The organism is Cupriavidus sp. SK-4, from assembly GCF_000611125.1.
Lineage (GTDB): Bacteria > Pseudomonadota > Gammaproteobacteria > Burkholderiales > Burkholderiaceae > Cupriavidus > Cupriavidus necator.
The window spans coordinates 1-24,271 of sequence record NZ_JFJW01000062.1 but is presented as its reverse complement, the minus strand read 5'-3'; the positions used below and the strand labels follow the sequence as shown (position 1 = coordinate 24,271).

Genomic DNA, 24,271 nt, shown 5'->3' with positions numbered 1-24,271 from the left:
TCCCCACCGCGATGTAGTCGAAGTCCCGCACAATGCGACGCGAGAGCTTGTGCAGGAAGTCACGTCTTGCGTTGGTGATGCGGGCGTGAAGGTTCGTGGCCTGTCGCCGCTTGCGCGCTCGCTGCGCTTTGGCCAGCGCTTGCTCGAGTCGGCCAAGGTGACGCGGATTCCCGATCTTCTCGCCGGTGGACAGCGTGGCAATGTCCTTCAAGCCCAGATCAATGCCAACGCCGCGTGCCGGGGACCGGGCCTGGGTGTCGGCAACTTCAATCACGATGTTCAGGAACCAGTTGCCTCGCGCGTCGCGGGAGAAATTCGTGCCGTCCTTGATCTTGCCTTCGGGAAGGGGCCTGGAGTTGAACACGCGAAACGTATTGCCGGCAAAACGGAACGCATCGCCCGAACGCTTGAGATCTCGCCCCTTGAGGGGCACCCAGCCGAGGGACTTGCGGCCGCGATAGCGCAGGTACGGCCGGTGGTGCTGGCTACGCGACTTAGCGTACTGTAAGCAAACCGCGTTGATGATGCCCGAATGGATGCCGAGTTCCTTGCTGCTGCCGGTGGTCAGCACGTTCAGATCGAAGCCCGTGGGCCATCTCTTGCCCCATTTCAGCGCGTGCTTCTGTGTGTCATTGCAGAAGTTCCAGACGTAGTTCACCGCGCGGCTCTGCTGATTGAGCAGGCCGTTCAGCGACTTCACCCGGTAGCGATAGACAAGAAGCATGCCGGTCATTCTAATTTGGGATTGCTTGCTGCCGGCAGCACTCCTTTCACTCCCCGCCCTGAAGGTCGGGGTTTCTCGGAGCAAGTCTGAAATCGGCTGGCGCGGCGCGTTCGGCAATACGCTGGCGAGTCTGGCGCTGTTCTACACCACCTCGCAGCTTGGCGACGTGCAGAGCTTCAACAACAACGGCCTGATCCTGGCCCGGACCAAGGAGCGCATCGCAGGCGTTGAGGCTTCCGCCGACTACCTGAGCGACAGCGAGACCTGGGGCGCCGGCGGCACGTTCACCTGGATCAACGGCCGCGAGCAGCCGCAAGGCAGCAGCAGCTTCCAGAACATGACGGGCTATCGCATCCCGCCGCTGAAGCTGACCGCCTACGTCCAGTACCAGCCGATCAGCACATGGAGCAACCGCCTGCAGGTGACCTACTACGGCGGCCGCGACTACCGGCTCAACGACCAGAACAGCTTCGGGCGGCGCGAGGTCAGCAGCTACACTACCGTCGACCTGATCAGCCGCTACCAGGTCAGCAAGAAGGACACGATCACGGTGGGGATCGAGAACCTGTTCAACCGCTACTACTACCCGTTGTACAGCCAGCTGATGCGCAACAGCAATAACACCAGCCGCCTGCCGGCTGCGGGCATCACGCTGACCGCGATGTACCAGCACCGTTGGTAAGGCTGCCGCCGGACGGCGATGGCTGGGACCATCGCCGTCCGGCATTTTTTCATTCCACTCCTCCTCCGGTCCTTATCCTCCCGCGCAAGGGAGTTGATACAAATTGTATGCAATTTTTGTATCACGGAGTGCTTATCCCTGCTATTCTTGCTCCCCGGTTGCAGCCTGGAATCTGATCCAGGCCACGCTCGCGGCAGGCGGCCTCCGCCTGCCCGTCAGCGCGCAATGACAGGGCCCGGGGGCAGCCCCTCCCCCGGCGCCAGAAGAACAAGACAGTCCGGAAACATATCCGGCCAGACAACAGGAGACATGAATGGCACCCTTGCTGTTCAAGGTGGAAGACCGCCCCCCTCGGCTGACGACGTTTTTGCTTGCGCTCCAGCATCTGCTGGCCGCCCTGGGCGGCATCATTGCGGTGCCGCTGGTCATTGGCGGTGCCCTGAAGCTGCCGCCGGACCAGGTCATTGCGCTGGTGAACGCCGCCCTGCTTGGCTCGGGCATCGTCACCATCATCCAGTGCAAGGGCATTGGCCCGGTGGGCATCCGCATGCCATGCGTGATGGGCACCAGCTTCGCCTTTGTCGGCGCAGCCATCAGCGTGGGCGTCGAACACGGCGTGGCCGGCATCCTGGGCTCGGCGCTGGCGGGCTCGCTGGTGATGATCCTGGGCAGCTTCTTCATGCCGGCGATCCGCAAGCTGTTTCCGCATACCGTCACCAGCGTGGTGGTCACCATGATCGGCCTGTCGCTGATTCCGGTGGCCATCGACTGGGCCGCAGGCGGCCAGGGCAGCAGCCGCTATGGCGCGCCCGGCAACCTGGCGATTGCCGTCGGGGTGCTGGCGCTGGTGGTCGCGGTGGTGCAGTGGGGCAAGGGCATGCTGTCGGCCTCGGCGATCGTGGTCGGCATTGCCGGTGGCTACCTGCTTTGCCTGGCACTGGGCCTGGTCGACTTCACGCAGTTTCACCAGGCACCGATTATCGCGGTGCCGCAGCCGCTGCACTTCGGGATGTCGTTCCCAATCTCCGGCATCGTCGCCATGTCGATCGCTTACCTGGTGACCATCGTCGAATCCACGGGGACGTTCATGGCTCTGGGCGCGGCCACGCAGCGGCCGATTTCCGGCAAATGCCTGTCGCGCGGCATTCTGTGCGATGGCTTTGGCTCGGCCTTTGCGGCACTGGTGTCGAGCCCGCCGCTGTCCACCTTTGCGCAGAATGTCGGCGTGGTTTCGCTGACCGGCGTGGCCAGCCGCCATGTGGTCGCGCTGACCGGCGTCATGCTGTTGCTGGCGGGGCTGTTCCCGGTGCTGGGCGCGCTGGTGGTGACGATTCCGCAGCCAGTGCTGGGCGGCGCCGGCCTGATGATGTTCGCGATGATCGTGTCCGGCGGGATCCAGATGCTCAGCACAGTCAAGTTCACGCAGCGCAATACCCTGATCGTGGCCGTGTCGATCGGCTGCGGCCTGGCGGTGACGTTCCGCCCGGAACTGCTGTCGAAGCTGCCTGCCTTCGTCCATGAAGTGTTTGGCTCCGGCATCACGGTGGGCTCGCTGTCGGCGGTGATCCTCAACCTGCTGCTGCCCGGCGGCAAGGACGAACCGGCCGAAGAAGCCGGCCACGGCACCATCGGCGAGGCTGCCTGAGCGGCCTGCCTTGAAACCCGCGGCGGCCGCGCTAGCGTGCGCCGCCTCGCACAGCCGCCCCGCCCCCTGGCGCGGGCGCCTTCAGCAGCGGGTAGGGATTGATCGCCCCGCCCGCGGTGTAGACGCCATAGTGCAGGTGGGGCGGCGTGCCCCGCGCATTGCCGGTTGTGCCGACATAGCCCAGCACCGTGCCTGGCACAATCACGTCGCCGGCACGCACGCCGGCGTAGTCGTCAAGATGGGCGTAGTAATGCAACTGGGGCCCGGGCCCCATCACCCACACCACCTTCCCGCCCAGCTTGTTGGTGCCCACGCGCGTGACAATGCCCTCGGTAGCCGACACCACCGGGCGGCCGCGCGGCGCAAAGATATCGATGCCCTCATGCTTGCGCCCGCCGGAGCGCGCGCCGTGCCAGGTATCGCGCAGCGCCCCCGAGACAATGCCCTCGACCGGCACCGGCAATGACACCGGCGCGGGGCGGACCGAGAGCCGGGCCGCGTAGATCGCGCGTTCGAGCGGCGGCCGCAACCAGGGCCAGGCGAGCCAGATCAGGCCGATGCTCACCACCAGCCAGATCAGGCCGGCGAAAGCGCGGGGACGGGAAGACAGAGGGGAGGCATGCATATGCCTTCGACGGCAGGCAGGCGCGCAAAATTCCCCGTCAGGCGGGCCTGCGCTCCATGCCAAGCGCCCCCGGCACCACTTCCGCAAGCATTTTCCGGTCGAACCATACGGGCTGGCGCCGGTCATACCCTGACTGTTTTCACTGCAATGAGGAGAAGCAATGGATTGTCCGGTGTGTCCGCAAACGCAACTCGTGATGTCTGAACGCCAGGGCATCGAAATCGATTACTGCCCGAAATGCCGCGGTATCTGGCTGGACCGTGGCGAACTCGACAAGATCCTTGAGCGCTCCGTGGCAACCGCCCCGGCACAGCAGGCGGCGCCGATGCAGCAAATGCCGCAGCAAACCCCGCCCCCGCGACAGGAATACCAGCGCGGCCATGGCGACCGCGACCGGTACTATGAGCGCGAGCAGAAGCACTATAAGAAGAAGAGCATCTGGCACGAGCTGTTCGACTGACTCTGGCTTGCCAGTGAGCAAGGGGCGACGCAAGGTCGCCCTTTTTTGTTGCCGGCCGCTATCGCGCTGTCCCGCGCAAACCGGACCGGCACAACCGGGGCCTAGCACGCTGCCGTCACGCCGCCTTGCGCCTGCGCCGTGACGCTTCCGCGGCAGCATCGCGCAACTCTGGCGGCAACGCGCGCAGTTCGGCAGTGAAGAAGGCACGCTCGGCCGGCCGCAGCGCCGGCAGCTGGGCGGCCAGCCGCTCCACCGCGGCACACGCGATTGCGGTAGCGCCTTGCTCGTGGGTGAGATACCAGGCCGATTCAAGCAACAGGTTGGCCAGCTGCAACGGCCCCAGCCTGACGTGGCCGGCGTCATGGTCTTCCAGTGCGAACGCAGCCACGGCCGACCAGCGCACGAAGCCCTTGGCCGGCGCGAACGGCGCGTGGAACGGCCGCAGTGCGTCGACGGCGTCGGCAACGGACAGCGGGCGCTGGCGGCGGAACGCGGCCATGCTGTCGTTGGCCCTGGCTGGACGGTCGGACGGCGGGGTATCGGGCCCGCAGCTGCCGCGTGCGATGCGCAGCAGGAAGATCGCATTCCACGCCGTGCCGCCGCCTACGCCGAACCGGTCGCAGATCCACTCCGACAAGCCCAGCCAGCGCATCGCCTGCCGCTGCACCGCGCTGGCGGACAAGGTGCGCGCAGCATCGACCAGGCTGTGCTGCCAGAACAGCCACAGGCACAGGCCGATATTGGCCGCGGCATGCTGCACGGCGTCGACGGAATCGGCCTCGTAGGCGGCCTGCAGCGCGCCGGCGAAGGTATCCAGCGCCAGCTGCGCGGCCTGCGTCGTGCCGGCATGCCCGCCGCGCATGGCATCGGCCTTGTGCAGCAGCGCTTCGAGGTTCAGCACTTCAAAGCGCACGCGCGGGTTGTAGCGCACCACCAGGCGCAGTTCCGGATCGGACTGCAGCCCTTCCAGGCCGGCACGCGCGCCGTCGCTGTCGCCGCGGGTATAGCGTTCCCAGGCCCGCACGATATGCGCCATCGCTGAGAACGCGGGCGTCGCCGCGCCGGCCTCGGCCGCCTGCACCAGGCGGTCGACACGCCTGAGCGCCGCCCGGCTCTGATCGAGGCGGCCGCAGCGCCGCCACGCCAGGCTTTCCTTGAGCAACGACAGCGCTTGCTGGAAACCGTCGCCGGCACTGCGGCCTGCCGCGCGGAAGGATTCGGCCACGGCTGAGCCGTGCATGCCCGCGTGGCCGTCCTGCGCGCCGCGCATGGCCTGGGTCAGTTCGCTCCAGAACGCCATGTCGCGCATCACGTAGCCGACGCCGTCCGGCTGGCCCGCCGGCACCGCGTTCGGCCCCGTGGGAAAGCCAAGGCGGCGGGCCAGCGCGGCCGGGCCCAGCGTGCGCCCGTCCGCCACAAAGCGCAGGCGCCGCGCGCTCGCTGCCGTGATCCAGAACGGCCCGCGGCTGCGCTGCGCCGGATTGGCCGCGGCGGGATCGCGCTGGCGGTCAGCCCCCCATCCGACCGCCACCTGCCAGCGCGCAAAGTCCGCAAACGCACGCGACGCCAGCATGCGCAGGTTGGCCGCCGTCGGGAAGGCGCTGCGCACCACTGCCGCGGTGACTCCGCCCTCCCCGGTGCGATGCGCATGCCAGATGCGCGCCAGCAGCCAGACCGACTGGTAGCGCGCGGGTTGGCCGTCGACCCGGTACGGGGCCGACACGTCGATACGGATCGGGGCAGGCGTGGCTGGCATCAGGCTGTCAGGGATCGAGTGAAAACGCTGGCGGCGCCCGTCATGTTACGCAAGTTACAGCCAGAGCGGTTGGCGTTACCTGGGCGCTCTCCTATGCTGCGCACCACGGTCCGGGCCCGGATTGCCATCCTCAACTCCTCTGCAAAACCATGAACAAACATCTTGCTCGTTTGCTGACACCGATGGCGATCGGCTTCGGCCTGCTTGCCACCAACCTGCCCGCCCTGGCGGCACCGAAAGAAGTCCCGCTGGATGCCGCGGCGCTGTTCCGCCAGGCCGATACCACTGGCACCATGGTGATCTACGACCTGCGGCGCGACCGCATGCTGACCTACAACAAGCCGCGTGCGGCCACGCAGTACTCGCCGGCGTCGACCTTCAAGATCCTGAACTCGATGATCGGCCTGGAGAGCGGCGCCGTGGCCGACGTCGACCATGACAAGCTGCCATGGGACGGCAAGGTCTGGCTGGTCGGCGGCAAGGCCATCCTTCCCGACGCCTGCAACGCTGACGTGCCGCTGCGCGTCGCCTTCCCCAACTCCTGCGTGCCGGCCTACCAGGCGCTGGCGCGGCGGGTTGGCAGCGCGGCCTACCAGCGTTACCTGACCGCATCGCACTATGGCAATGCCAACAGTTCCGGCCAGGTCGACCGCTTCTGGCTGAACGGCACGCTGCAGATCTCCGCCTACCAGCAGATCGACTTCCTGAAGGGCGTGGTGCAACGCACGCTGCCGTTCTCGCCAACCACCTTCAAGGCCGTGGGCGACATCACGGTGATGGAGCGCACCGCCGGCTACACCCTGCACGCCAAGACCGGCTGGGCCGATTCGGCCAAGCCGGCGGTGGGCTGGCTGGTGGGCTGGGTCGAGCGTGGCGACGACGACTTCCTGTTTGCGCTCAATCTCGACATGGTGCGGCCCGAACACGCCAAGGCACGCATGGAGATTGCGCGCGCGGCGCTGCGGCAGGCGGGGGCGTTGCCGGATTGACGCTGCCGAAGGCGGCCGCGGGATGTGCGGCCGCCTGCAGTCACCGCCCTCAAACACTTCACCCAGGCAATTTCTCCTCCGTATTTCAGATCCGTCTGATTTACCTGTCGACCCCGGATCGATAGCTTTGGCCGGTCGGCATTTCCCATCGCGTCGCCCGACGCAACCATTCCGTAGTGGGATCCGCCGGCGCCTGTATGCAACGGGGACAGCAAGACCGTTCCCACAATCCGGAGGTGAAATCCAATGAGAAAAATAGCAATGCCGGCAGCCCTGCTGTCGGCCATCGCGCTGCTGACCGCCTGTGGCGGCGGCGGGGACGATGCAACGACCACACCGGCGGCACCAACGCCACCGTCTCAAAACAATCCGGCACCGGCACCTGCGCCAAAGCCTGATCCAGCACCGCAACCTGCGCCCACTGGCGAGCTGCTGCCGAGCCTGAGCACACCGCAACCGGGCTCGACGGCAGCGGTAGGCAATGGCAGCGAAGGTCTCTGGGTCGGCCTCATGAACGCCACGCTGGTCGACAACAGCGGGAAGTTCGCGCACGCGAGACTGACGGGCGTGCTGGGAGGCGCGTTCCAGTTCTCTGGTTCGACCTGGACGCTGGGCCCCGGCACGCTGTACGAAACCGGCTATGCCTACCCGACCACCGGGGCCGGCACCATTACCCCGGGCCAGCGCTTTGAAGGCAATTTCGTCGCCACGCCAGGCAACACTAGCGATGCGCTGTCCGGTACCTATGGTCCGTCCAACGCGCTAGCCGTGGACCACGGCTGCCATCGCCGGCAACTGGAAGCAAGGCGGCTTTGCCATGCAGATCGACGACGCGGGCAACGTCACCGGTACCTATACCAGCGGCGCCCGCATCTGCGACTTGCGAGGCACGGCAACGCTTGCCACCCCTGGATCGGCAAAGAACCTGTATGCGGTCAGGATCGTTGCCGAAAACTCCACGCAGCCGGGCAGCACCGGTTGCGCGCTGTCGACCGGCGTGCCGCACAACGGCTTTGCCGCGATCCGCCTGATGCCGGCCAACGGCAGCATCATCGGGAACAGCAGCACGCGCTATGTGCGCACGCTGGTGATGGCCGGCAGCACCGGGACCGGCGGGTATTTCACCATGCAGATGTCCAAACAATAAGCCCCGCTCCCCGGCGATGCCCCCGGGCGGTCCCCCTGCGGGCGGACCGCCGCTATCTTCCGCCTTCCGAGCCACGGCAGTGCCTTTCCCATCACCTGAGACCCAGGCGGCGCATCCGCCCTCCGGGTTTCCCCGCGGTTGAGTTCTGCGCTCCCATATCATTTAATTCAACGTGAATTAATTAATAACGGACGGAGACAAGATGACCGCATCCAAAGCGGGCCGTGGCGTAAATTCCGCCAGCCTGCGCCTGTACAACGAACGCGCGCTGCTGCTGGCGCTGCGCCGTGCCGGCGAGGCCTCCAAGGCTGACCTGGCGCGCATGGCGCAACTGACCAATACCGCGGTGGGCAGCATCGTGCAGACCCTGTCCGAGGAAGGCCTGGTCGAGCAGTCCGGGCGCCGCACGGAAGGCCAGCGTGGCCAGCCCGCCAGCCTGATCCGGCTGCAGCCCAAGGGCGCCTTCGGCATTGGCGTGCGGCTGGACCGCGGCAGCATCGAGGTGGTGATGGTGGACTTTGCCGGCCATATCCTGGCCAGCCGCGCCCACCAGCTGGTCCTGCCCCACCCCGACCAGGCGCTGGAAATGGTGCGGCACGATATTGCCGAGCTGCGCGCCCTGCTCACCCCCGCCGAACAGAAGCGCCTGCTGGGCATCGGCGTGGCGCAGCCCTATAACCTGGGAGCCTGGCTGCGCGAGCTGGACGTGCAGGGCGAAGCCTTCCAGGCAAGCTTCCGCGCCTGGGACCAGGCTGACTTCCCGGCAATGCTCAACGCCGCCACCGGCTTGCCGGTCTTCGGCGAGAACGACGGCACCGCCGCCGCGGTGGCCGAGCTGTTCTACGGGCGCCACCATGCCCAGCATTTCCTCTATGTCTTCCTTGGCCCCGCCATCGGCGGCGGCGTGGTGCTCAATGGCGACTGCGTGCGCGGTGTCTCCGGCAATGCCGGCGATATCGCGATGATGCCGGTGCCGCCCAGCACCCTGCCCTCCGCGCCGGTTGCCACCGGCAACGGCAAGCGGCGCGACATCCTGATCTCGCGCGCGTCCCTCAACGCGTTGACCCGCCACCTGCGCCACCACGGCGTCGTGGTCAACGGCCATGCCGACCTGCAGCGCCAGGTCGAGCTGGGCCACCCCGCGGTGGAGGAATGGATTGCCGACTGCGTCGATGCGCTGGCACCTGCGCTGCAGTCCGCCCTCGCCGTGCTCGACGTGCCGCTGGTGATCTTCGATGCCGATATCGACGGCGGCCTGGTCGCCACGCTGATCGCGCGCCTGCAGCAGGCGCTGGATGAAAGCGCCCCCGAGGCCCGCGCGCCCGCCACCGTGGTGCGCGGCTGCTTTGGCGCCAACGCGGGCGCGGTGGGCGCCGCGTCGCTGCCAATGTTCATGAACTTCTCGCCACGCGCCGAGCTGCTACGGGGTGCGTCTGCCATCGTTCCGGAGGCCAGCCATGCCATTGTCTGAAGCACCGCACACCTCGCCCATGCCAGCGCACCTGCATGGCGGCCATGCGGGCCCCGCCCCGCTGCTTGAACTGCGCAATATCTCCAAGACCTTCCCCGGGGTGAAGGCGCTCAGCAACATGGAGCTGACCGTCTACGCCGGCGAAGTCCATGCCCTGATGGGCGAAAACGGCGCGGGCAAATCCACGCTGATGAAGATCCTGTCCGGCGCCTACATCGCCGACCCGGGCGGCGAGTGCCGCATCGCCGGCGAGCCGGTGGCCATCGACGGCCCCGCCACGGCGCGCGCCCACGGCGTGGCCGTGATCTACCAGGAGCTGAGCCTGGCGCCCAACCTGAGCGTGGCCGAGAACATCTACCTGGGCCGCCACCTGCACCACCGCGGCATGGTCGACCGCGCCGCCATGGCGCGCGCCTGCGAGGCCACACTGGCCCGGCTGGGCGCGGACTTCACGCCGCAGACGCCAGTGCATGCGCTGTCGATCGCGCAGCGCCAGCTGGTGGAGATCGCGCGCGCGGTGCATTTCGAGACCCGCATCCTGGTGATGGACGAGCCCACCACGCCGCTGTCCACGCGCGAGACCGACCGCCTGTTCGCGCTGATCCGCCAGCTGCGCGCCGAAGGCATGGCCATCATCTACATCAGCCACCGCATGGCGGAGATCGATGAGCTGGCCGACCGCGTCACCGTGCTGCGCGACGGCTGCTTTGTCGGCACGCTCACGCGTGAGGTTCTGACGCAGGCGGCGCTGGTCAAGATGATGGTCGGGCGCGACCTGTCCGGCTTCTACACCAAGACCCATGGCCAGACCGCGCCGGGCGAGATCATGCTGTCGGTGCGCAATATGTCCGATGGCCGGCGCGTGCGCGGCTGCAGCTTCGACCTGCGCGCCGGCGAGGTGCTGGGCCTGGCCGGGCTGGTGGGCGCCGGGCGCACCGAGCTGGCTCGGCTGGTCTTCGGCGCCGATGCCCGCGCCGATGGCGCCGTGTTCGTGGCCGGCACGCCGCTGGCCGTCACCGGCCCGCGCCAGGCGATCGATGCCGGCATTGCCTACCTGACCGAAGACCGCAAGCTGCAGGGCCTGTTCCTGGACCAGAGCGTGCACGAGAACATCAACCTGATCGTGGCCGCGCGCGACGCGCTGCGCGGCGGGCGCCTGAACCGCGCCAGCGCGCGCCAGCGCACGGCAGCGGCGATCCGCTCGCTCGGCATCCGCGTGGCGCACCCGCAGGTCAACGTGGGATCGCTGTCCGGCGGAAACCAGCAGAAGGTGATGCTGTCGCGGCTGCTGGAAACCCGGCCGCGCGTGCTGATCCTGGACGAGCCCACGCGCGGCGTGGATATCGGCGCCAAGGCCGAGATCTACCGGCTCATCAATGAGCTGGCGCGCTCCGGCGTGGCGGTGCTGATGATTTCCAGCGAACTGCCCGAGGTGGTCGGCCTGTGCGACCGCGTGCTGGTGATGCGCGCAGGCGTGCTGGCCGGCGAAGTGCCGGGCTGCGCCGATGCCGCCGCCATGCAGGAACAGATCATTGCGCTGGCGACCGGCGCCGGCGAGCAACAGCCCCCGGTCCTGCATTGAACCGCTGAATTCACGTACAGGCCGGCAAAGAACGGCCGCACCGGGGCGGCATGCCGCCCCGCAGCATCAGGAGACACTTATGCGCAATCCCCTCTCATCCGCGGCACATGCGGCCCATGGCGCCACCGCCCAGGCTTCCGCGCCGCTCGCGCGCGCCACCGGACGCGCCACCACGCAGGAACGCCTGCGCGCGCTCGGCATGCTGCCGGTGCTGGTGCTGCTCTGCTTCGGCTTCACCCTGCTGACCGAGAACTTCGCCAGCCTGCAGAACCTGTCGATCATCGCCCAGCAGGCGTCGATCAACCTGGTGCTGGCCGCGGGCATGACCTTCGTGATCCTGACCGGCGGCATCGACCTGTCGGTGGGATCGATCCTGTCGGTGTCTGCCGTGGTGGCGATGCTGGTCTCGCTGATGCCGCAACTGGCGGCGCTGAGCGTGCCGGCAGCGCTGCTGTGCGGGCTGCTGTTCGGACTGGTCAACGGCGCGCTGATCGCCTTCATGAAGCTGCCGCCGTTCATCGTGACGCTGGGCAGCCTGACCGCGGTGCGCGGGCTGGCGCGGCTGGTCGGCAACGACAGCACGGTCTACAACCCGGATATCCCGTTCGCCTTTATCGGCAACGGCGACCTGCTGGGTATCCCCTGGCTGGTGGTGATCGCCGTTGCGGTGGTCGCGGTGTCGTGGCTGGTGCTGCGCCGCACGGTGCTGGGGCTGCAGATCTACGCGGTCGGCGGCAATGCCGAGGCGGCGCGCCTGTCGGGCATCAAGGTGTGGGTGGTGCTGCTGTTCGTCTATGCAGTGTCGGGCCTGCTGTCGGGGCTGGGCGGCGTGATGTCGGCGTCGCGGCTGTATGCGGCCAACGGGCTGCAGCTGGGACAGTCCTATGAGCTGGATGCGATCGCCGCGGTGATCCTGGGCGGCACCAGCTTTGTCGGCGGGGTCGGGTCGATTGCCGGCACGCTGGTGGGTGCGCTGATCATCGCGGTGCTGTCCAACGGGCTGATCCTGCTGGGCGTGTCGGATATCTGGCAATACATCATCAAGGGCCTGGTGATCATCGGCGCGGTCGCGCTCGACCGCTATCGCCAGAAGGGCTCGGCCCGTACCTGACAAGCGCCGGACAGGAGAGACATTGTGATCCAACCCATCCTCAAGGCCCTGGCCGCCGGCGTGCTGGCAGCGCTGTGCGCGGTGCCAGCCATGGCACAGACGCCCGCGCAATCCGCACCGGCCTCAGGCGCACAGGCTGCGCAACGCCCGCTCAAGAAAGTCGGCGTGACGCTGGGCTCGCTGGGAAATCCCTACTTCGTTGCACTGGCCCGCGGCGCCGAAGCCGCCGCCCTGCAGGTCAACCCGAAGGCAAAGGTCACCGTGCTGTCGGCCGACTACGACCTGAACAAGCAGTTCATGCACATCGACAGCTTTATCGTCGCCGGCGTCGACCTGATCCTGATCAACGCCGCCGACGCCCGCGCCATCGAGCCGGCGGTACGCAAGGCGCGCAAGGCCGGCATCGTGGTGGTGGCGGTCGATGTGGCCGCCGCCGGCGCCGATGCCACCGTGCAGACCGACAACACCCAGGCCGGCGAACTCGCCTGCGGCTTTATCGCCGACCGGCTCAAGGGCCGCGGCAACGTCATCATCCAGAACGGCCCGCCGGTGTCGGCAGTGCTGGACCGGGTCAAGGGCTGCAAGACCGTGCTGGCGCGCCACCCCGATATCCGCATCCTGTCCGACGACCAGGATGCCAAGGGCTCCCGCGAAGGCGGGCTGAACGTGATGCAGCTGTACCTGACGCGCTTTCCCAAGGTGGATGCGGTCTTCACCATCAACGACCCGCAGGCCGTGGGCGCGGACCTGGCCGCGCGCCAGCTCAACCGCCGCGGCATCGTGATTGCCTCGGTCGACGGCGCGCCTGACATCGAAGCGGCGCTCAAGGCCGACACGCTGGTGCAGGCCTCGGCCAGCCAGGACCCGTGGGCCATTGCCCGCACCGCGGTGCAGCTGGGCGTGGGCATGATGAACGGCCAGCGCCCGCCCAACCCGACCGTGCTGCTGCCGTCCACGCTGGTGACGCGCGCCAATGTCGGCCAGTACAAGGGCTGGGCCGCGCCGCGGTAAGCGGCATGGCCGGTCCCTCCACTCTTTTCTCTATTTTCTGATCCATGATGGCTAGCCACCCTGCCGGCGCTCCGGCACCTGAACCTGCCCCGGAGTTCGACTTTGTATTGTTCGGCGCCACCGGCGACCTGGCGCGGCGCAAGCTGCTGCCGGCGCTGTTCGATGCCCACGCTGCGGGCTCGCTGCATCCGCGCGGGCGCATCCTGGCACTGGGCAGCCAGCCGCTGTCGCATGACGCCTACCTGGCGATGCTCGACGACGAAGTGCTGCCAGCGCTGGCGGGCAACGCCGCGGCCGCAGCGTGGCAGGGCTTTCTCGACCGCATCCTGTATCTGCAGGTGGATGCCAACGCAGATGCCGGCTTCGATGCGCTGGCCGAGCTGGTCAATGCGCGCGCGGCGCCGGTGGTGGTGTTCTACCTGGCTACGGCCCCGCACCTGTTCGTGACCATCTGCGAGCAACTGGCGCGCGTGGGCCTGACCGGACAGCGCAGCCGCATCGTGCTGGAAAAGCCGCTAGGGCACGACCTGGCCTCATCCGAGGCCATCAACGCCGAAGTGGCGCGGCACTTTGCCGAGGACCAGATCTACCGGATCGACCACTACCTGGGCAAGGAGTCAGTGCAGAACCTGATGGCGGTGCGCTTTGGCAACGTACTGTTCGAGCCGCTGTGGCGGCGCGAATGGGTGCGGCAGGTGCAGATCACCATCGCCGAAGAACTGGGCGTGGAGCGCCGCGGCAACTTCTACGACGGCATCGGCGCGCTGCGCGACATGGTGCAGAACCACCTGCTGCAGCTGCTGTGCATGGTCGCGATGGAGCCGCCCACGAGCCTGTCGGAAGACGCCATCCGCGATGAGAAACTCAAGATCCTGAAGGCGCTGCGGCCGATCCGGCCCGAAGACGTTGCCGAGAAGGTAGTGCGCGGGCAGTACGCCCGTGGCGCCGCGGGCGGCGACCCGGTGCCCGGGTATGCCAGTGAGCCCGGCATCGCACCCGACAGCCGCATCGAGACCTTCGTCGCCATCCGCGCCGAGATCGCCAACTGGCGCTGGGCCGGGGTGCCGTTCTACCTGCGCACCGGCAAGCGCATGCAGTCGCGCGTGGCGGAGATCGTGATCCATTTCCACGATGTGCCCTACCCGCTGTTCCCGCATCCGCTGGGAGTCATGTCCGGCAACCGGCTGGTGATCACGCTGCAGCCCGAGGAAAGCATCCGGCTGTACTTCCTGACCAAGCAGCCGGGCGACACGCAGGCGCTGATTCCCGCGTCGCTCGACCTGCAGCTGAACACCGCCGCCCCACGTGTTCGGCGCGTGGGCGCGTACGAGCGCCTGCTGCTCGACGTGATCCGCGGCCGGCTGGGCCTGTTCGTGCGGCGCGACGAGCAGGTGCAGGCGTGGCGCTGGGTCGCTCCCATCCTGAAGACGTGGGAGAACTCGCCCACGCCGCCCAAGCCTTACACCGCTGGCACCTGGGGCCCGGCGGCCTCCAGCGCGCTGCTGTCGCGAGACGGCATGGCCTGGCATGAAGAGATGTAGCCCACGGAGTATCTGAGATGACCACTTCCCTACCTGCCTGGCCAGCCCTGCGCGCGCACGCCGACACCCTGCGCGGCACCCATATGCGTGACTGGTTCGACGGCGCGCGCGGCCCGCTGCGCGCCGAGCGCTTCACCGCCGAAGCCTGCGGCCTGACGCTGGACTACGCCAAGAACCGCATCACCGATGAAACGCTGGCGTTGCTGTTCACCCTGGCTGGCCAGGCGCGCGTGGCCGAGCGGCGCGACGCCATGTTCGGCGGCGAACCGGTCAACACCACCGAGCACCGCGCCGCACTGCATATCGCGCTGCGCGCCTATCCGGAGGATGGCTATCGCGCGCTCGGCGTACCCGTGGGCGCAGACGTGGCCGCGGTGCTGGCACAGATCGAGGGCTTTGCCGGCGCGGTGCGCAGTGGCGCCTGGACCGGGTTCGATGGCCGCGCGATCACCGACATCGTCAATATCGGCATCGGCGGCTCGGACCTGGGCCCGCGCATGGTCTGCCGCGCGCTGGGCGATGCACAGACCACTGGCCCGCGCATGCACTTTGTCGCCAATGTCGACGGCAGCGATCTGGCACGCACGCTGTCCGGGCTGGATGCCGCCACCACGCTGGTGATCGTCTGCTCCAAGACCTTCACCACGCTGGAGACCATGGCCAACGCCTGCACCGCGCGCGACTGGTTCCTGCAGCAAGGCGTGACCCGTGCCGGGCTGGCGCGGCATTTCGTGGCCGTGTCGACCAACCGCGATGCGGTGGCAGAATTCGGCATCGACCCGGCCAATATGTTCCCGTTCTGGGACTGGGTGGGCGGACGCTTCTCGCTGTGGTCCGCGGTGGGGTTGTCGATCGCCGTGGCCATCGGCTTCGAGCGCTTCCGGCAACTGCTGGACGGCGCGCGCGCGATGGACCTGCATTTCGCCAGCGCACCGCCCGAGCGCAACCTGCCGATGATCCTGGGCCTGCTCGACGTCTGGTACCGCAGCTTCCTCGGTGCCGGCAGCCGCTGCGTGGCGCCCTACTGCGAGCCGCTGGAGCTGCTGCCGGCCTTCCTGCAGCAACTGGAAATGGAAAGCAACGGCAAGTCCGTACGGCTTGACGGCGGCGCGCTCGATGCGGGCTCGGCCGCGGTGGTGTGGGGCACGACCGGCACCAACGGCCAGCACGCCTACTTCCAGATGATGCACCAGGGCTCGCAACTGGTTCCGGTAGACTTCATCGCCACGCTGGAACCCGTGAGCGATTTGCCCGGCCACCATACCAAGCTGCTGGCCAACTGCTTTGCACAGGGCGAAGCGCTGCTGCGCGGGCGCACCGCCGACGAAGTGCGCGCCGAGGGCGTGCGCGACGAAGCGCTGGTGCCGCACCTGGTATTCGAGGGCAACCGTCCCAGCAATACGCTGCTGCTGCAGCGGCTGGACCCGTACCACCTGGGCGCGCTGCTGGCGCTGTCGGAACACCGCACCTTCGTGCAGGGTGCGCTGTGGCAGATCAATTCGTTTGACCAGTGGGGCGTGGAACTCGGCAAGAAGCTGGCCGCGCCGATCCAGCGCGAGCTGGAAGGCACGGCCGGAGCCGCCGCGCATGATGCGTCGACGGCCGCACTGATTCGCCGCGCCCAGGCAGTGCGGGCAATGGCCGCAGGCTAACCCGCAACAGACAACACAGGAGACTCCGATGTCCACGCCCCTTCCCCGCTATGTCGTGTTCGGCGAAGCCCTGACCGACATGGTCCGCCAGGCCGACGGCAGCTGGCTGGGCCTTCCCGGCGGCTCATGCTGGAACGTGGCGCGCGTGGGCGCCCGGCTGGGCATTGCGACCGCCTTTGCGGGCGCAGTCAGCCAGGACCTGTTCGGCGATGACCTGGCGCGGGCCAGCGCTGACGCCGGCCTGGACAGCCGCTTCCTGNGCCGGGCCAGCCGCTTCCTGCAGCGGGTGGCGCGCTCGCCGTTCCTGGCCTTTGTGGCCTCGCGCCATCCGCCGCAGTACTTCTTTGTCGGGGACGACAGCGCGGACCTGCATTTCGATCCGGCGCGCTTGCCAGAGGGCTGGCGCCAGGCGGCAGAGGTGATCCACTTCGGCTCCATCAGCCTGGTGCGCCAGCCGCTGGCGGCACGGCTGTGTGAAGAAGCCACGCTGGCCGCAACGGCGGGCAAGCACATTGCCTTCGACCCCAACTTCCGGGACCTGATGCGCGCACCGGGCTACGCCAACGTCCTCGCACACGTGCTGCGGCTGGCCAGCTACGTCAAGATCTCCGACGAAGACCTGGCCGGGCTCTTTCCCACGCTCGATACCGACGCAGCACTGGCACAAGTACGCGCCATGGCGCCCGATGCAACCGTCATGCTGACGCGCGGCGCGCATGGCATGACGTTGCTCAAGGGCAGTATTGTCGTCGAGCAGCCCGCGCTTGCAGTTGATGTGGCCGACACCGTCGGCTGTGGCGATGCGGCGATGGGCGGCTGGATGGCCGGCGTGCTGTCCGGCGGGGCGGGCGACCTTGCCGCACAGGCGCGGCTGGCTGCCGCCGCGGCGGCCATTGCTGCGACCCGGGCCGGCGCGTATCCGCCGCGGCGCGAGGAAGTGGAAGCATTGCTGGCTGCCTGAACGGCCGGCGACAGGAGCCGCAAGCGATCAGCAACGGGAAAGCCGGGGCCAGCAAGGAAGGCCCTTTGGGAAAGCTCTGAGTATGCGCCAGGTTTCGAGAAAGTAACCTCCTCGCTACATTATCGGTGGCAAAGTGATGTGCTAGCCAGTCGAGCCTTGCCACAGGCAACGTTATTCGGGCGCCCCTATGGACGTACGAAACCATGCAAGCGGTCGGGCTCGCCATACTTATCACACTGTGATAGCATACCTATGCGCGACCGTAGCCTCGACACACTGTTGGACCTGGATGGGCTCCGCTTCGTCATAGATGACGAAAGCTTGCATTGGGTGAAAATCGTGGTGCGCACCTGCCCTGTCTCGCAGGAACGCCCTCACGGACTGAGGTATTCGCTGACCCTGCATGACAGGATTGGCCGCCGTTTGCTTGGCTTTGACAATGCGCACGGCATCAATGAGGGGTCCGGGCCAGGAGTGCGGACGCGCATTGAATACGACCACCAGCACATGACGACGGGCGTTCGATTCTACGACTACCAGGATGCTTCCACGTTGCTGGAAGATTTCTGGACAGAGGTCGACAAGATCCTGCAGCAAAAGGAGTGAATGATGAGCGGCAACCTCAAGATTGGCATCGCCTCACTGGAAGACTTCAAGGCCCGCACCATGGCGATCGCCCGCGGCAAACTCAAGCCCGGAAAGGATGAGCCCAAGGTCTGGTTTCAATCGCTGGACGTGCTGGCAAAGGTCCTGTCCCCTGCCAATCGCCAATTGCTTGCACTGATCGCGGAAACGAATCCTGAATCGCTCGAAGAGCTATCGCAGAAAACCGGACGCGCCGTGTCGAACCTGTCGCGGACACTCCGCACGATGGAGGGCTACGGCTTGATTCACTTCGAACAAGGGCCACGCCGCAGGCTTGCTCCGCGCGTTGACTACAGCGGCGTGGAGCTTGAGCTTGCTTTTCACTAACGTCCGCTGACATGGTTGGCTGCATGGCCGGCGCGCTTGCCGCTACGGCAGGAATGCCGGCGACAGCAGCCGCAGCCCGATCGTAAAGAAGCGCGCGCCGGTACCGCCGCCGAACACGTTGCCGTAGGTGGTATCGACCTGCACGCGGTCCTGCACCACCCAGAAACGGAATCCCGCCTGGAACGACGGCTTGCCGCGGTTCTCGCCGAAGGTCTCGGCGATCAGGAACACGCGCGGGTGCAGTTCCGTCTCCGTGCCTACACCCCATGTCATGCGCGTCTGCTTGTTCTCGGTGTCGCGGTTGGCGCCCACGTTCAGATGCGCGACGAAGCGGTCGTCGGCAAACGAGACCGACACCGGCACGTTGACATACAGGTTGCCGAACAGCTTGCGTTGCTCGGCATTGGGATGATGGATCAGGCCACCGGACAGCGCAATGCCATAACCGTTGGTCTCCAGCGGCTTCAGCAGCGTCTTGGCCTGGAACTGCACATTGGTGGCATCCAGCCCGCCATCGATCCGCTGCAGCGACCCGCCCAGCGTCAGCTCCAGGTTGCCGGTGGGATTGCAGCCCGGCAGCGCCCACAGCTCATTGCCGCCGGATTGGAACTGCATCCACGATTCCAGCTGGCAGGACTTGGGATCGACAATGCGGGCATCGTCGGTGATCAGCGGCCGGGCCGCAAGCGCCGGCCGGCAGGCCGCGGCCACGATGGCCACTGCGGCCAGACGCACGAAAAACTGGTGCCACACCATGGCAACCCTCCTGACAAATACCGCCACATGGCCGCCAACGATACGCGCAGGCCATGACAAGACATTGAAGGACAGGAAGGGAGGATCGGCACCGGCGGGCGCAGGCTTGCACCTGGCCGCGGGGGACATTGCAGGACGCGACGACGGCACTGCAGCGAAAGACTGCAGTGGCTCAGCGCACCCCGGCGGCCCGGGAAACATCCCTTCCGCGAGAATGACTGGGACAACTGTCCACGGATAACTCCGCTGGTAAGAACGGGGCGCAGTGTAACGGCAGGCCGGCGGCGCGGTCAACCCGAGCCATGCGCCACGCGCATGCATTCATGCGGAGATATCGCTACCGTCTGCGCCCCGCCTTCTCCTAACATCGGCTGCACCATCTGCCAGGCCGGCTTGAGACGACACCGGCCCTTGCCCCCCGGCAGCTGCCACAGAGGAGGAACAACGATGCCAAACAGTGCTGCGCCGACGAGCGCACCCTACACACCGGCAGCGCCAGCGGCGCCCGCCATCCAGCCCAGCCAGCGCCGCCGCGCCATCATCGCCACGGTGATCGGCAATGGCCTGGAGTGGTTCGATTTCACCGTCTACAGCTTCTTCGCGGTCATCATCGCCAGGCTGTTCTTCCCGACCGGCGACGATCTCAGCTCGCTGCTGCTGGCCGTGGCCACCTTCGGCGTGGGCTTCTTCATGCGCCCGGTGGGCGGCATCGTGCTGGGCATCTACGCCGACCGCGTGGGCCGCAAGGCGGCGCTGTCGCTGACCATCCTGCTGATGGCGCTGGGCACCACGCTGATCGGCATTGCGCCGACCTATGACCAGGTCGGCATCCTTGCCCCGCTGCTGATCGTGGTCGCGCGCCTGATGCAGGGCTTCTCCGCCGGCGGCGAGATGGGTGGCGCCACCGCCTTCCTGACCGAATATGCACCAACGCGCCAGCGTGCCTACTACTCCAGCTGGATCCAGGCCAGCATCGGCGTGGCCGTGCTGCTGGGCGCGGCGGTGGGCACCTTCGTCACCAGTTCGCTGAGCACCGAGGCGCTCAACAGCTGGGGCTGGCGCCTGCCGTTCCTGCTGGGCATCGTGATCGGCCCGGTGGGCTACTACATCCGCCACCACCTGGATGAAACCCCGACCTTCCGCGACAACACCGAGCGCGCCGATTCACCGCTGAAGGAAATCGTGCAGGCCTACCCGCGCGAGACCCTGGCCAGCTTCTCGATGGTGATCCTGTGGACGGTGTGCACCTATGTGCTGCTGTTCTACATGCCGACCTACGCGGTCAAGGTGTTGAAGGTGCCGCAGGCCGATGGCTTTATCGCCGGCATGGCGGGCGGCAGCGCCATCATGGTGTTCGCGCCGCTGGTGGGCCTGCTGGCAGACCGCATCGGCCGGCGCGTGCTGCTGAGCGGCTCGGCGCTGCTGATCCTGGTGCTGGCGTGGCCGATGTTCGCGTATATCAACCATGCGCCCGGCCTGGCTTCGCTGCTGGTATTCCAGCTGGTGTTCGGCGTGCTGATCGCCACCTATACCGGCCCGATCCTGGCGGCGTTCTCCGAACTGTTCCCGGCGCGCGTGCTGTCGACCGGCCTGTCGGTGGCCTACAACTTCGCGGTGACAATCTTCGGCGGCTTTGCCTCGTTCATCATCACCTGGCTGATCGCCACCACCGGCAGCAGCATGGCCCCGGCCATCTACGTGATGATCGCCGCCGCCATCAGCCTGGTCGGCACCCGCTTCGTGCGCGAACCTTCCTACCTGCAACAACGCTGACATGTCCCAGAGTCCCCAGATCCTTTTCCACGGCGGCGATGTGCTCGAACCCGGCACGGGCGAGCTGCTGCGCGGCCACGACGTGCTGGTTGAAGGCGAGCGCATTGCCGCGGTCGGCCCGGCCATCGATGCCCCCAACGCACAGCGCATCGACGCGCGCGGCAAGACCGTGATGCCCGGCCTGATCGACTGCCATGTGCACGTGCTGGCCTCGCTGGCCAATCTCGGCCTGAACGCGGTGCAGCCCAACGTGCTGGTGGCGATCCGCGCGCTGCCGATCATGCAGCGCATGCTGGAGCGCGGCTTCACCACCGTGCGCGATGCCGGCGGCGCCGACTGGGGCCTGTCGCAGGCGGTTGCCACCGGGCTGGTGCCGGGCCCGCGCATCTTTGCGTCGGGCAAGGCGCTGTCGCAGACCGGCGGCCATGGTGATTTCCGCCCGCGCTCGGATGTGCTGGAGCCCTGTTCGTGCGCCTTCCGCGCCGGCGCCATCGCACGCGTGGTGGATGGCGTCGATGCGGTGCGTCTGGCCGTGCGCGAAGAAATCCAGAAGGGCGCCAGCCAGATCAAGATCATGGCCTCGGGCGGCGTGGCCTCGCCCACCGACCCGATCGGCAACACCCAGTACAGCGAAGACGAGATCCGCGCGATCGTGGCCGAAGCCGAAGCCGCGCAGACCTATGTGATGGCCCACGCCTACACCGGCCGCGCCATCACGCGCGCGGTGCGCTGCGGCGTGCGCACCATCGAGCACGGCAACCTGGTCGACCGCGCCGCCGCCGACGAGATGCGCAAGCATGGCTCCTTCGTGGTGCCGACGCTGGTCACCTATGACGCGCTCGCGCGCGACGGCGCCCGCCTGGGCCTGCCGGCCGACTCGGCAGCCAAGATCGAGACCGTGCGCCAGGCCGGCCGCGACTCGCTGCGCATCTATGCCGATGCCGGCGTGCCGATGGGTTATGGCTCGGACCTGCTGGGCGAGATGCACGACCACCAGGCCGAAGAGTTCCGCATCCGCGCCGAGCTGCTCGGCAACCTGGAAGCGATCCGCTCGGCCACCTCGATCGCCGCCGCCATCCTGCAGCGCGAAGGCGAGCTTGGCACCGTGCGCGCCGGCGCGCTGGCCGACCTGCTGCTGGTCGACGGCAACCCGCTGGCCGATATCGGCCTGATCGCCGGCCAGGGCGAGCGCCTGAGCGTGGTGATGCAGGCCGGCCGCATCCACCGCCGCGCCGCCTGAACCCGGGCGGCGCGCCCCTCCCGCTGGCCTCCATCTGGATGCGCCGGCGGTCTATCATGGCGGCTTCTCTGACCGGAAGCCCCCATGCGCATTTCCCCGCTCCCGCCCCTGCCCAACCTGGTCGCGTTTGAAGCCGCGATGCGCCACGGCAGCTTCACCCGCGCCGCCGCCGAACTGCACCTGACGCAAAGCGCGATCAGCCGCCAGGTGGCCCAGCTGGAAGACTTTCTTGGGCGCAAGCTCTTTATCCGCGAACCGCGCGCGCTGCGCCTGACCGTCAGCGGCCAGCGCTATGCCGAGGTGGTGCAGCGCCTGCTGGTGGGCTGCGCCGAAGCGACCGAAGACGTGATGAAGGTGCGCAGCCATACCGCCTTGACGGTGGCGTGCTCCAGCGGCGTGGCGGTGCTGTGGCTGACGCCGCGGCTGGCCTCGTTCCGCGAGGCACACCCCGAGATCCAGCTGCGCCTGACTGTCAACGACAGCCTGGCGTCACTGTCGCCGGCGGAGTTCGATATCGGCATGTACTACCTGCGCGAGGGCCCGCCGCCCGGACTGGCGGCGCGACGGCTGTATGGCGAGGAAGTGTTCCCGGTGTGCGCGCCGGGCTATCTGAACGGCCGCACGCTGGCCCCGGCCGCGCTGGCCAATGAAACGCTGCTGATGCTCGACGACGGCCAGCGCCAGTGGATGTCCTGGCAGACCTGGCTGGCCAACCAGGGCCTGCCCGACGCCACGCTGCGCAACGTGCTGACCTCCAACCAGTACCCGATCCTGCTGCAGCTGGCCATGGAAGGCCAGGGCATCGTGCTGGGCTGGCGCCATATGATCGACGCCTGCCTGCGCGAAGGCCTGCTGGTGCGCGCCAGCGAGGCCAGCGCCAGCCTGGGCGGCGGCTACTACGCGGTGTGGCCGCGCGACCGGATGGAACCGGCCGCGGCACGCGCGTTCCGCAGCTGGCTGGTGCGGCAGGCGACGCCTGCACCAGCCTGAGTCGTCACGATCCCGCCTTGTAGTTCGTATCCTTGACGATCTTGACCCACCGCGCCGCATCCTCGGCAATGGTCGCGGCGAACTGCTCCGGCGTGCCGCCCACCACCTCATAGTCGATCGCTGCCAGGCGCTGCTTGATCTCGGGCTGCGCCAGGATGCGGTTCACTTCCTGGTTCAGCCGCGTGACGATCTCCTTGGGCGTTCCGGCCGGTGCCAGCAGCCCTGCCCAGGAATTGAAGGCCATGCCGTCATAGCCGGCCTCATGCATGGTCGGCACATCCGGCAGCGCGGGCGAGCGCTTGGACGCGAACACCGCCAGCGGGCGCAGCTTGCCGGCCTTGATCATCGCCATGCCGTTGAACGGGTCGATGGTCATGTCGACCTCGCCCGCCACCACCGCCTGCATCTGCGGCCCGGTGCCGCGGTAAGACACGCTGACGACGTCCGGCGTGCCCGCCGCGGACTTGAAGGTGGCGCCGATCAGCTCGATCATGCTGCTGCCGGCCGACAGGCTCAGCGGCTTGGTCTTGGACTTGGCCAGCGCCACGAACTCCTGCACGGTCTTGGCCGGCACCGACGGATGGACCACCATCACGAAGCCGATATTGCTGATCTGCGAGATCGGCGCAAAGCTCTTCAGCGGCTCATAGCCCGCCTTGTACAGCACCGGGCTGAGGGTCTGCGCCCCGGCGCTGTTCAGCAGCAGTGTGTAGCCGTCCGGCGCCGCGCGCGCCACGATGTCCGTGCCGATGATGCCGTTGGCGCCGGGGCGGTTTTCCACCACCACCGACTGCTTGAGCGCTTCGCCCAACTTCTGCGAAATCAGCCGCGCCACCACGTCGGTGGCCCCGCCTGGCGCAAACGGCACCACCATGCGGATGGGCTTGCTTGGATAGGTGTCACTCCAGGCCAGCGCGGGCATCGCGCCCAGCACGGCGGCGCACAGCATCAGGCGGCGGCGCGAGTTCGGTTTCATCGGGTTGTCTCCTGGACGGCGGTTGTCGGAAGCCGGCACCGGCATGGCCAGCCAATGGCTAGCACCTACCTTTATTCATATTTGTGAATTATATTTTACGCATATAAATTACCCCGTCAACCGAGGGTATGTGCGGACAGGTGCCCCAACCGTGACGCTGCCGGTGCTGACCCCAGCGGAAGTGCAGGCGAAGAACGCGGCCAACAC

The 24,271-nt window shown here is 67.4% G+C and carries 21 protein-coding genes and 1 pseudogene; 17 read left to right on the top strand and 5 right to left on the bottom strand.

What is annotated here, in order from left to right:
• Window positions 1–724: RNA-guided endonuclease TnpB family protein (locus CF68_RS12995; RefSeq protein WP_035819359.1), on the bottom strand; the 724-nt coding region annotated here is incomplete at its 3' end.
• 85 nt (window positions 725–809) lie between these two features.
• On the opposite strand from CF68_RS12995, the pseudogene CF68_RS12990 reads away from it, so the two are divergent.
• A pseudogene (locus CF68_RS12990) lies at window positions 810–1,406 on the top strand (TonB-dependent receptor domain-containing protein); the annotation flags it as partial.
• 313 nt (window positions 1,407–1,719) lie between these two features.
• The gene (locus CF68_RS12985; protein ID WP_035819349.1) at window positions 1,720–3,051 is read left to right on the top strand and encodes a nucleobase:cation symporter-2 family protein; all 1,332 of its coding nucleotides are present in this window, start codon (window positions 1,720–1,722) and stop codon (window positions 3,049–3,051) included.
• A 31-nt stretch (window positions 3,052–3,082) separates the two neighbouring features.
• Here the strand turns inward: CF68_RS12985 and CF68_RS12980 are convergent, their stop codons facing one another.
• Complete coding sequence (locus tag CF68_RS12980; protein WP_035819347.1) at window positions 3,083–3,676, bottom strand: M23 family metallopeptidase; 594 nt, start codon at window positions 3,674–3,676, stop codon at window positions 3,083–3,085.
• Window positions 3,677–3,836: 160 nt separating this feature from the next.
• On the opposite strand from CF68_RS12980, the gene CF68_RS12975 reads away from it, so the two are divergent.
• Entirely contained in the window at window positions 3,837–4,136 is a 300-nt protein-coding gene (locus CF68_RS12975) for a zf-TFIIB domain-containing protein (RefSeq protein ID WP_035819345.1), read from the top strand.
• Window positions 4,137–4,251: 115 nt separating this feature from the next.
• Here CF68_RS12975 and CF68_RS12970 read toward each other — a convergent pair whose 3' ends face one another.
• Window positions 4,252–5,892, bottom strand: a complete 1,641-nt coding sequence (locus CF68_RS12970; protein WP_035819343.1) for a hypothetical protein — start codon at window positions 5,890–5,892, stop codon at window positions 4,252–4,254.
• 149 nt (window positions 5,893–6,041) lie between these two features.
• On the opposite strand from CF68_RS12970, the gene CF68_RS12965 reads away from it, so the two are divergent.
• From CF68_RS12965 to CF68_RS12915, 11 genes are all read left to right on the top strand, one after another.
• Window positions 6,042–6,881: a penicillin-binding transpeptidase domain-containing protein gene (locus CF68_RS12965; RefSeq protein WP_035819340.1), complete on the top strand. Its 840-nt coding sequence runs from the start codon at window positions 6,042–6,044 to the stop codon at window positions 6,879–6,881.
• 817 nt (window positions 6,882–7,698) lie between these two features.
• On the top strand, window positions 7,699–8,028 hold the full coding sequence (locus CF68_RS38295; RefSeq protein ID WP_235205758.1) for a hypothetical protein: 330 nt from the start codon (window positions 7,699–7,701) through the stop codon (window positions 8,026–8,028).
• A 202-nt stretch (window positions 8,029–8,230) separates the two neighbouring features.
• Window positions 8,231–9,499, top strand: coding sequence for an ROK family protein (locus CF68_RS12955; protein WP_035819338.1), 1,269 nt, complete (start codon window positions 8,231–8,233; stop codon window positions 9,497–9,499).
• Window positions 9,500–9,518: 19 nt separating this feature from the next.
• On the top strand, window positions 9,519–11,081 hold the full coding sequence (locus CF68_RS12950) for a sugar ABC transporter ATP-binding protein (protein WP_035819337.1): 1,563 nt from the start codon (window positions 9,519–9,521) through the stop codon (window positions 11,079–11,081).
• Between the two features lie 79 nt (window positions 11,082–11,160).
• On the top strand, window positions 11,161–12,192 hold the full coding sequence (locus CF68_RS12945; RefSeq protein ID WP_035819335.1) for a ribose ABC transporter permease: 1,032 nt from the start codon (window positions 11,161–11,163) through the stop codon (window positions 12,190–12,192).
• Window positions 12,193–12,282: 90 nt separating this feature from the next.
• Window positions 12,283–13,203, top strand: coding sequence for an ABC transporter substrate-binding protein (locus CF68_RS12940; protein WP_035819356.1), 921 nt, complete (start codon window positions 12,283–12,285; stop codon window positions 13,201–13,203).
• 44 nt (window positions 13,204–13,247) lie between these two features.
• The gene (zwf, locus tag CF68_RS12935) at window positions 13,248–14,744 is read left to right on the top strand and encodes a glucose-6-phosphate dehydrogenase (RefSeq protein ID WP_051591519.1); all 1,497 of its coding nucleotides are present in this window, start codon (window positions 13,248–13,250) and stop codon (window positions 14,742–14,744) included.
• A gap of 17 nt (window positions 14,745–14,761) precedes the next feature.
• Window positions 14,762–16,396: a glucose-6-phosphate isomerase gene (gene pgi / locus CF68_RS12930; RefSeq protein ID WP_035819330.1), complete on the top strand. Its 1,635-nt coding sequence runs from the start codon at window positions 14,762–14,764 to the stop codon at window positions 16,394–16,396.
• A gap of 28 nt (window positions 16,397–16,424) precedes the next feature.
• The gene (locus tag CF68_RS12925) at window positions 16,425–17,357 is read left to right on the top strand and encodes a carbohydrate kinase (RefSeq protein ID WP_035819327.1); all 933 of its coding nucleotides are present in this window, start codon (window positions 16,425–16,427) and stop codon (window positions 17,355–17,357) included.
• A gap of 252 nt (window positions 17,358–17,609) precedes the next feature.
• Window positions 17,610–17,963, top strand: a complete 354-nt coding sequence (locus CF68_RS12920; RefSeq protein WP_035819324.1) for a DUF6516 family protein — start codon at window positions 17,610–17,612, stop codon at window positions 17,961–17,963.
• Window positions 17,964–18,329 carry a helix-turn-helix domain-containing protein gene (locus CF68_RS12915; protein WP_112776617.1) on the top strand — a complete coding sequence of 122 codons (366 nt, stop codon included), beginning with the start codon at window positions 17,964–17,966 and terminating at the stop codon, window positions 18,327–18,329.
• Between the two features lie 42 nt (window positions 18,330–18,371).
• Here CF68_RS12915 and CF68_RS12910 read toward each other — a convergent pair whose 3' ends face one another.
• On the bottom strand, window positions 18,372–19,085 hold the full coding sequence (locus tag CF68_RS12910) for a hypothetical protein (RefSeq protein ID WP_035819322.1): 714 nt from the start codon (window positions 19,083–19,085) through the stop codon (window positions 18,372–18,374).
• 447 nt (window positions 19,086–19,532) lie between these two features.
• Between CF68_RS12910 and CF68_RS12905 the strand changes: the two genes are divergently transcribed.
• The 3 genes from CF68_RS12905 (at window position 19,533) to CF68_RS12895 (ending at window position 23,088) form a co-directional block, all read left to right on the top strand.
• Complete coding sequence (locus CF68_RS12905; RefSeq protein ID WP_035819316.1) at window positions 19,533–20,858, top strand: MFS transporter; 1,326 nt, start codon at window positions 19,533–19,535, stop codon at window positions 20,856–20,858.
• A gap of 1 nt (window position 20,859) precedes the next feature.
• Complete coding sequence (locus CF68_RS12900) at window positions 20,860–22,098, top strand: amidohydrolase family protein (RefSeq protein ID WP_035819314.1); 1,239 nt, start codon at window positions 20,860–20,862, stop codon at window positions 22,096–22,098.
• Window positions 22,099–22,182: 84 nt separating this feature from the next.
• Complete coding sequence (locus tag CF68_RS12895; protein WP_035819308.1) at window positions 22,183–23,088, top strand: LysR substrate-binding domain-containing protein; 906 nt, start codon at window positions 22,183–22,185, stop codon at window positions 23,086–23,088.
• 4 nt (window positions 23,089–23,092) lie between these two features.
• Here CF68_RS12895 and CF68_RS12890 read toward each other — a convergent pair whose 3' ends face one another.
• The gene (locus CF68_RS12890; RefSeq protein WP_035819306.1) at window positions 23,093–24,064 is read right to left on the bottom strand and encodes a tripartite tricarboxylate transporter substrate binding protein; all 972 of its coding nucleotides are present in this window, start codon (window positions 24,062–24,064) and stop codon (window positions 23,093–23,095) included.
• Window positions 24,065–24,271 lie beyond the last annotated feature (207 nt).

Excerpts from the sequence above, each read along its gene's own strand:
- CF68_RS12940 (WP_035819356.1), top strand. The coding sequence starts at position 12,283 with ATGGCACAGACGCCCGCGCAATCCGCACCGGCCTCAGGCGCACAGGCT.
- CF68_RS12895 (WP_035819308.1), top strand. The coding sequence starts at position 22,183 with ATGCGCATTTCCCCGCTCCCGCCCCTGCCCAACCTGGTCGCGTTTGAA.
- CF68_RS12950 (WP_035819337.1), top strand. The coding sequence starts at position 9,519 with ATGCCAGCGCACCTGCATGGCGGCCATGCGGGCCCCGCCCCGCTGCTT.
- pgi (WP_035819330.1), top strand. The coding sequence starts at position 14,762 with ATGACCACTTCCCTACCTGCCTGGCCAGCCCTGCGCGCGCACGCCGAC.
- CF68_RS12970 (WP_035819343.1), bottom strand. The coding sequence starts at position 5,892 with ATGCCAGCCACGCCTGCCCCGATCCGTATCGACGTGTCGGCCCCGTAC.
- CF68_RS12910 (WP_035819322.1), bottom strand. The coding sequence starts at position 19,085 with ATGGTGTGGCACCAGTTTTTCGTGCGTCTGGCCGCAGTGGCCATCGTG.
- CF68_RS12985 (WP_035819349.1), top strand. The coding sequence starts at position 1,720 with ATGGCACCCTTGCTGTTCAAGGTGGAAGACCGCCCCCCTCGGCTGACG.
- CF68_RS38295 (WP_235205758.1), top strand. The coding sequence starts at position 7,699 with ATGCAGATCGACGACGCGGGCAACGTCACCGGTACCTATACCAGCGGC.
- CF68_RS12905 (WP_035819316.1), top strand. The coding sequence starts at position 19,533 with ATGCCAAACAGTGCTGCGCCGACGAGCGCACCCTACACACCGGCAGCG.
- CF68_RS12900 (WP_035819314.1), top strand. The coding sequence starts at position 20,860 with ATGTCCCAGAGTCCCCAGATCCTTTTCCACGGCGGCGATGTGCTCGAA.
- CF68_RS12975 (WP_035819345.1), top strand. The coding sequence starts at position 3,837 with ATGGATTGTCCGGTGTGTCCGCAAACGCAACTCGTGATGTCTGAACGC.
- CF68_RS12945 (WP_035819335.1), top strand. The coding sequence starts at position 11,161 with ATGCGCAATCCCCTCTCATCCGCGGCACATGCGGCCCATGGCGCCACC.
- CF68_RS12890 (WP_035819306.1), bottom strand. The coding sequence starts at position 24,064 with ATGAAACCGAACTCGCGCCGCCGCCTGATGCTGTGCGCCGCCGTGCTG.
- zwf (WP_051591519.1), top strand. The coding sequence starts at position 13,248 with ATGATGGCTAGCCACCCTGCCGGCGCTCCGGCACCTGAACCTGCCCCG.
- CF68_RS12965 (WP_035819340.1), top strand. The coding sequence starts at position 6,042 with ATGAACAAACATCTTGCTCGTTTGCTGACACCGATGGCGATCGGCTTC.
- CF68_RS12955 (WP_035819338.1), top strand. The coding sequence starts at position 8,231 with ATGACCGCATCCAAAGCGGGCCGTGGCGTAAATTCCGCCAGCCTGCGC.
- CF68_RS12915 (WP_112776617.1), top strand. The coding sequence starts at position 17,964 with ATGATGAGCGGCAACCTCAAGATTGGCATCGCCTCACTGGAAGACTTC.
- CF68_RS12920 (WP_035819324.1), top strand. The coding sequence starts at position 17,610 with ATGCGCGACCGTAGCCTCGACACACTGTTGGACCTGGATGGGCTCCGC.
- CF68_RS12980 (WP_035819347.1), bottom strand. The coding sequence starts at position 3,676 with ATGCATGCCTCCCCTCTGTCTTCCCGTCCCCGCGCTTTCGCCGGCCTG.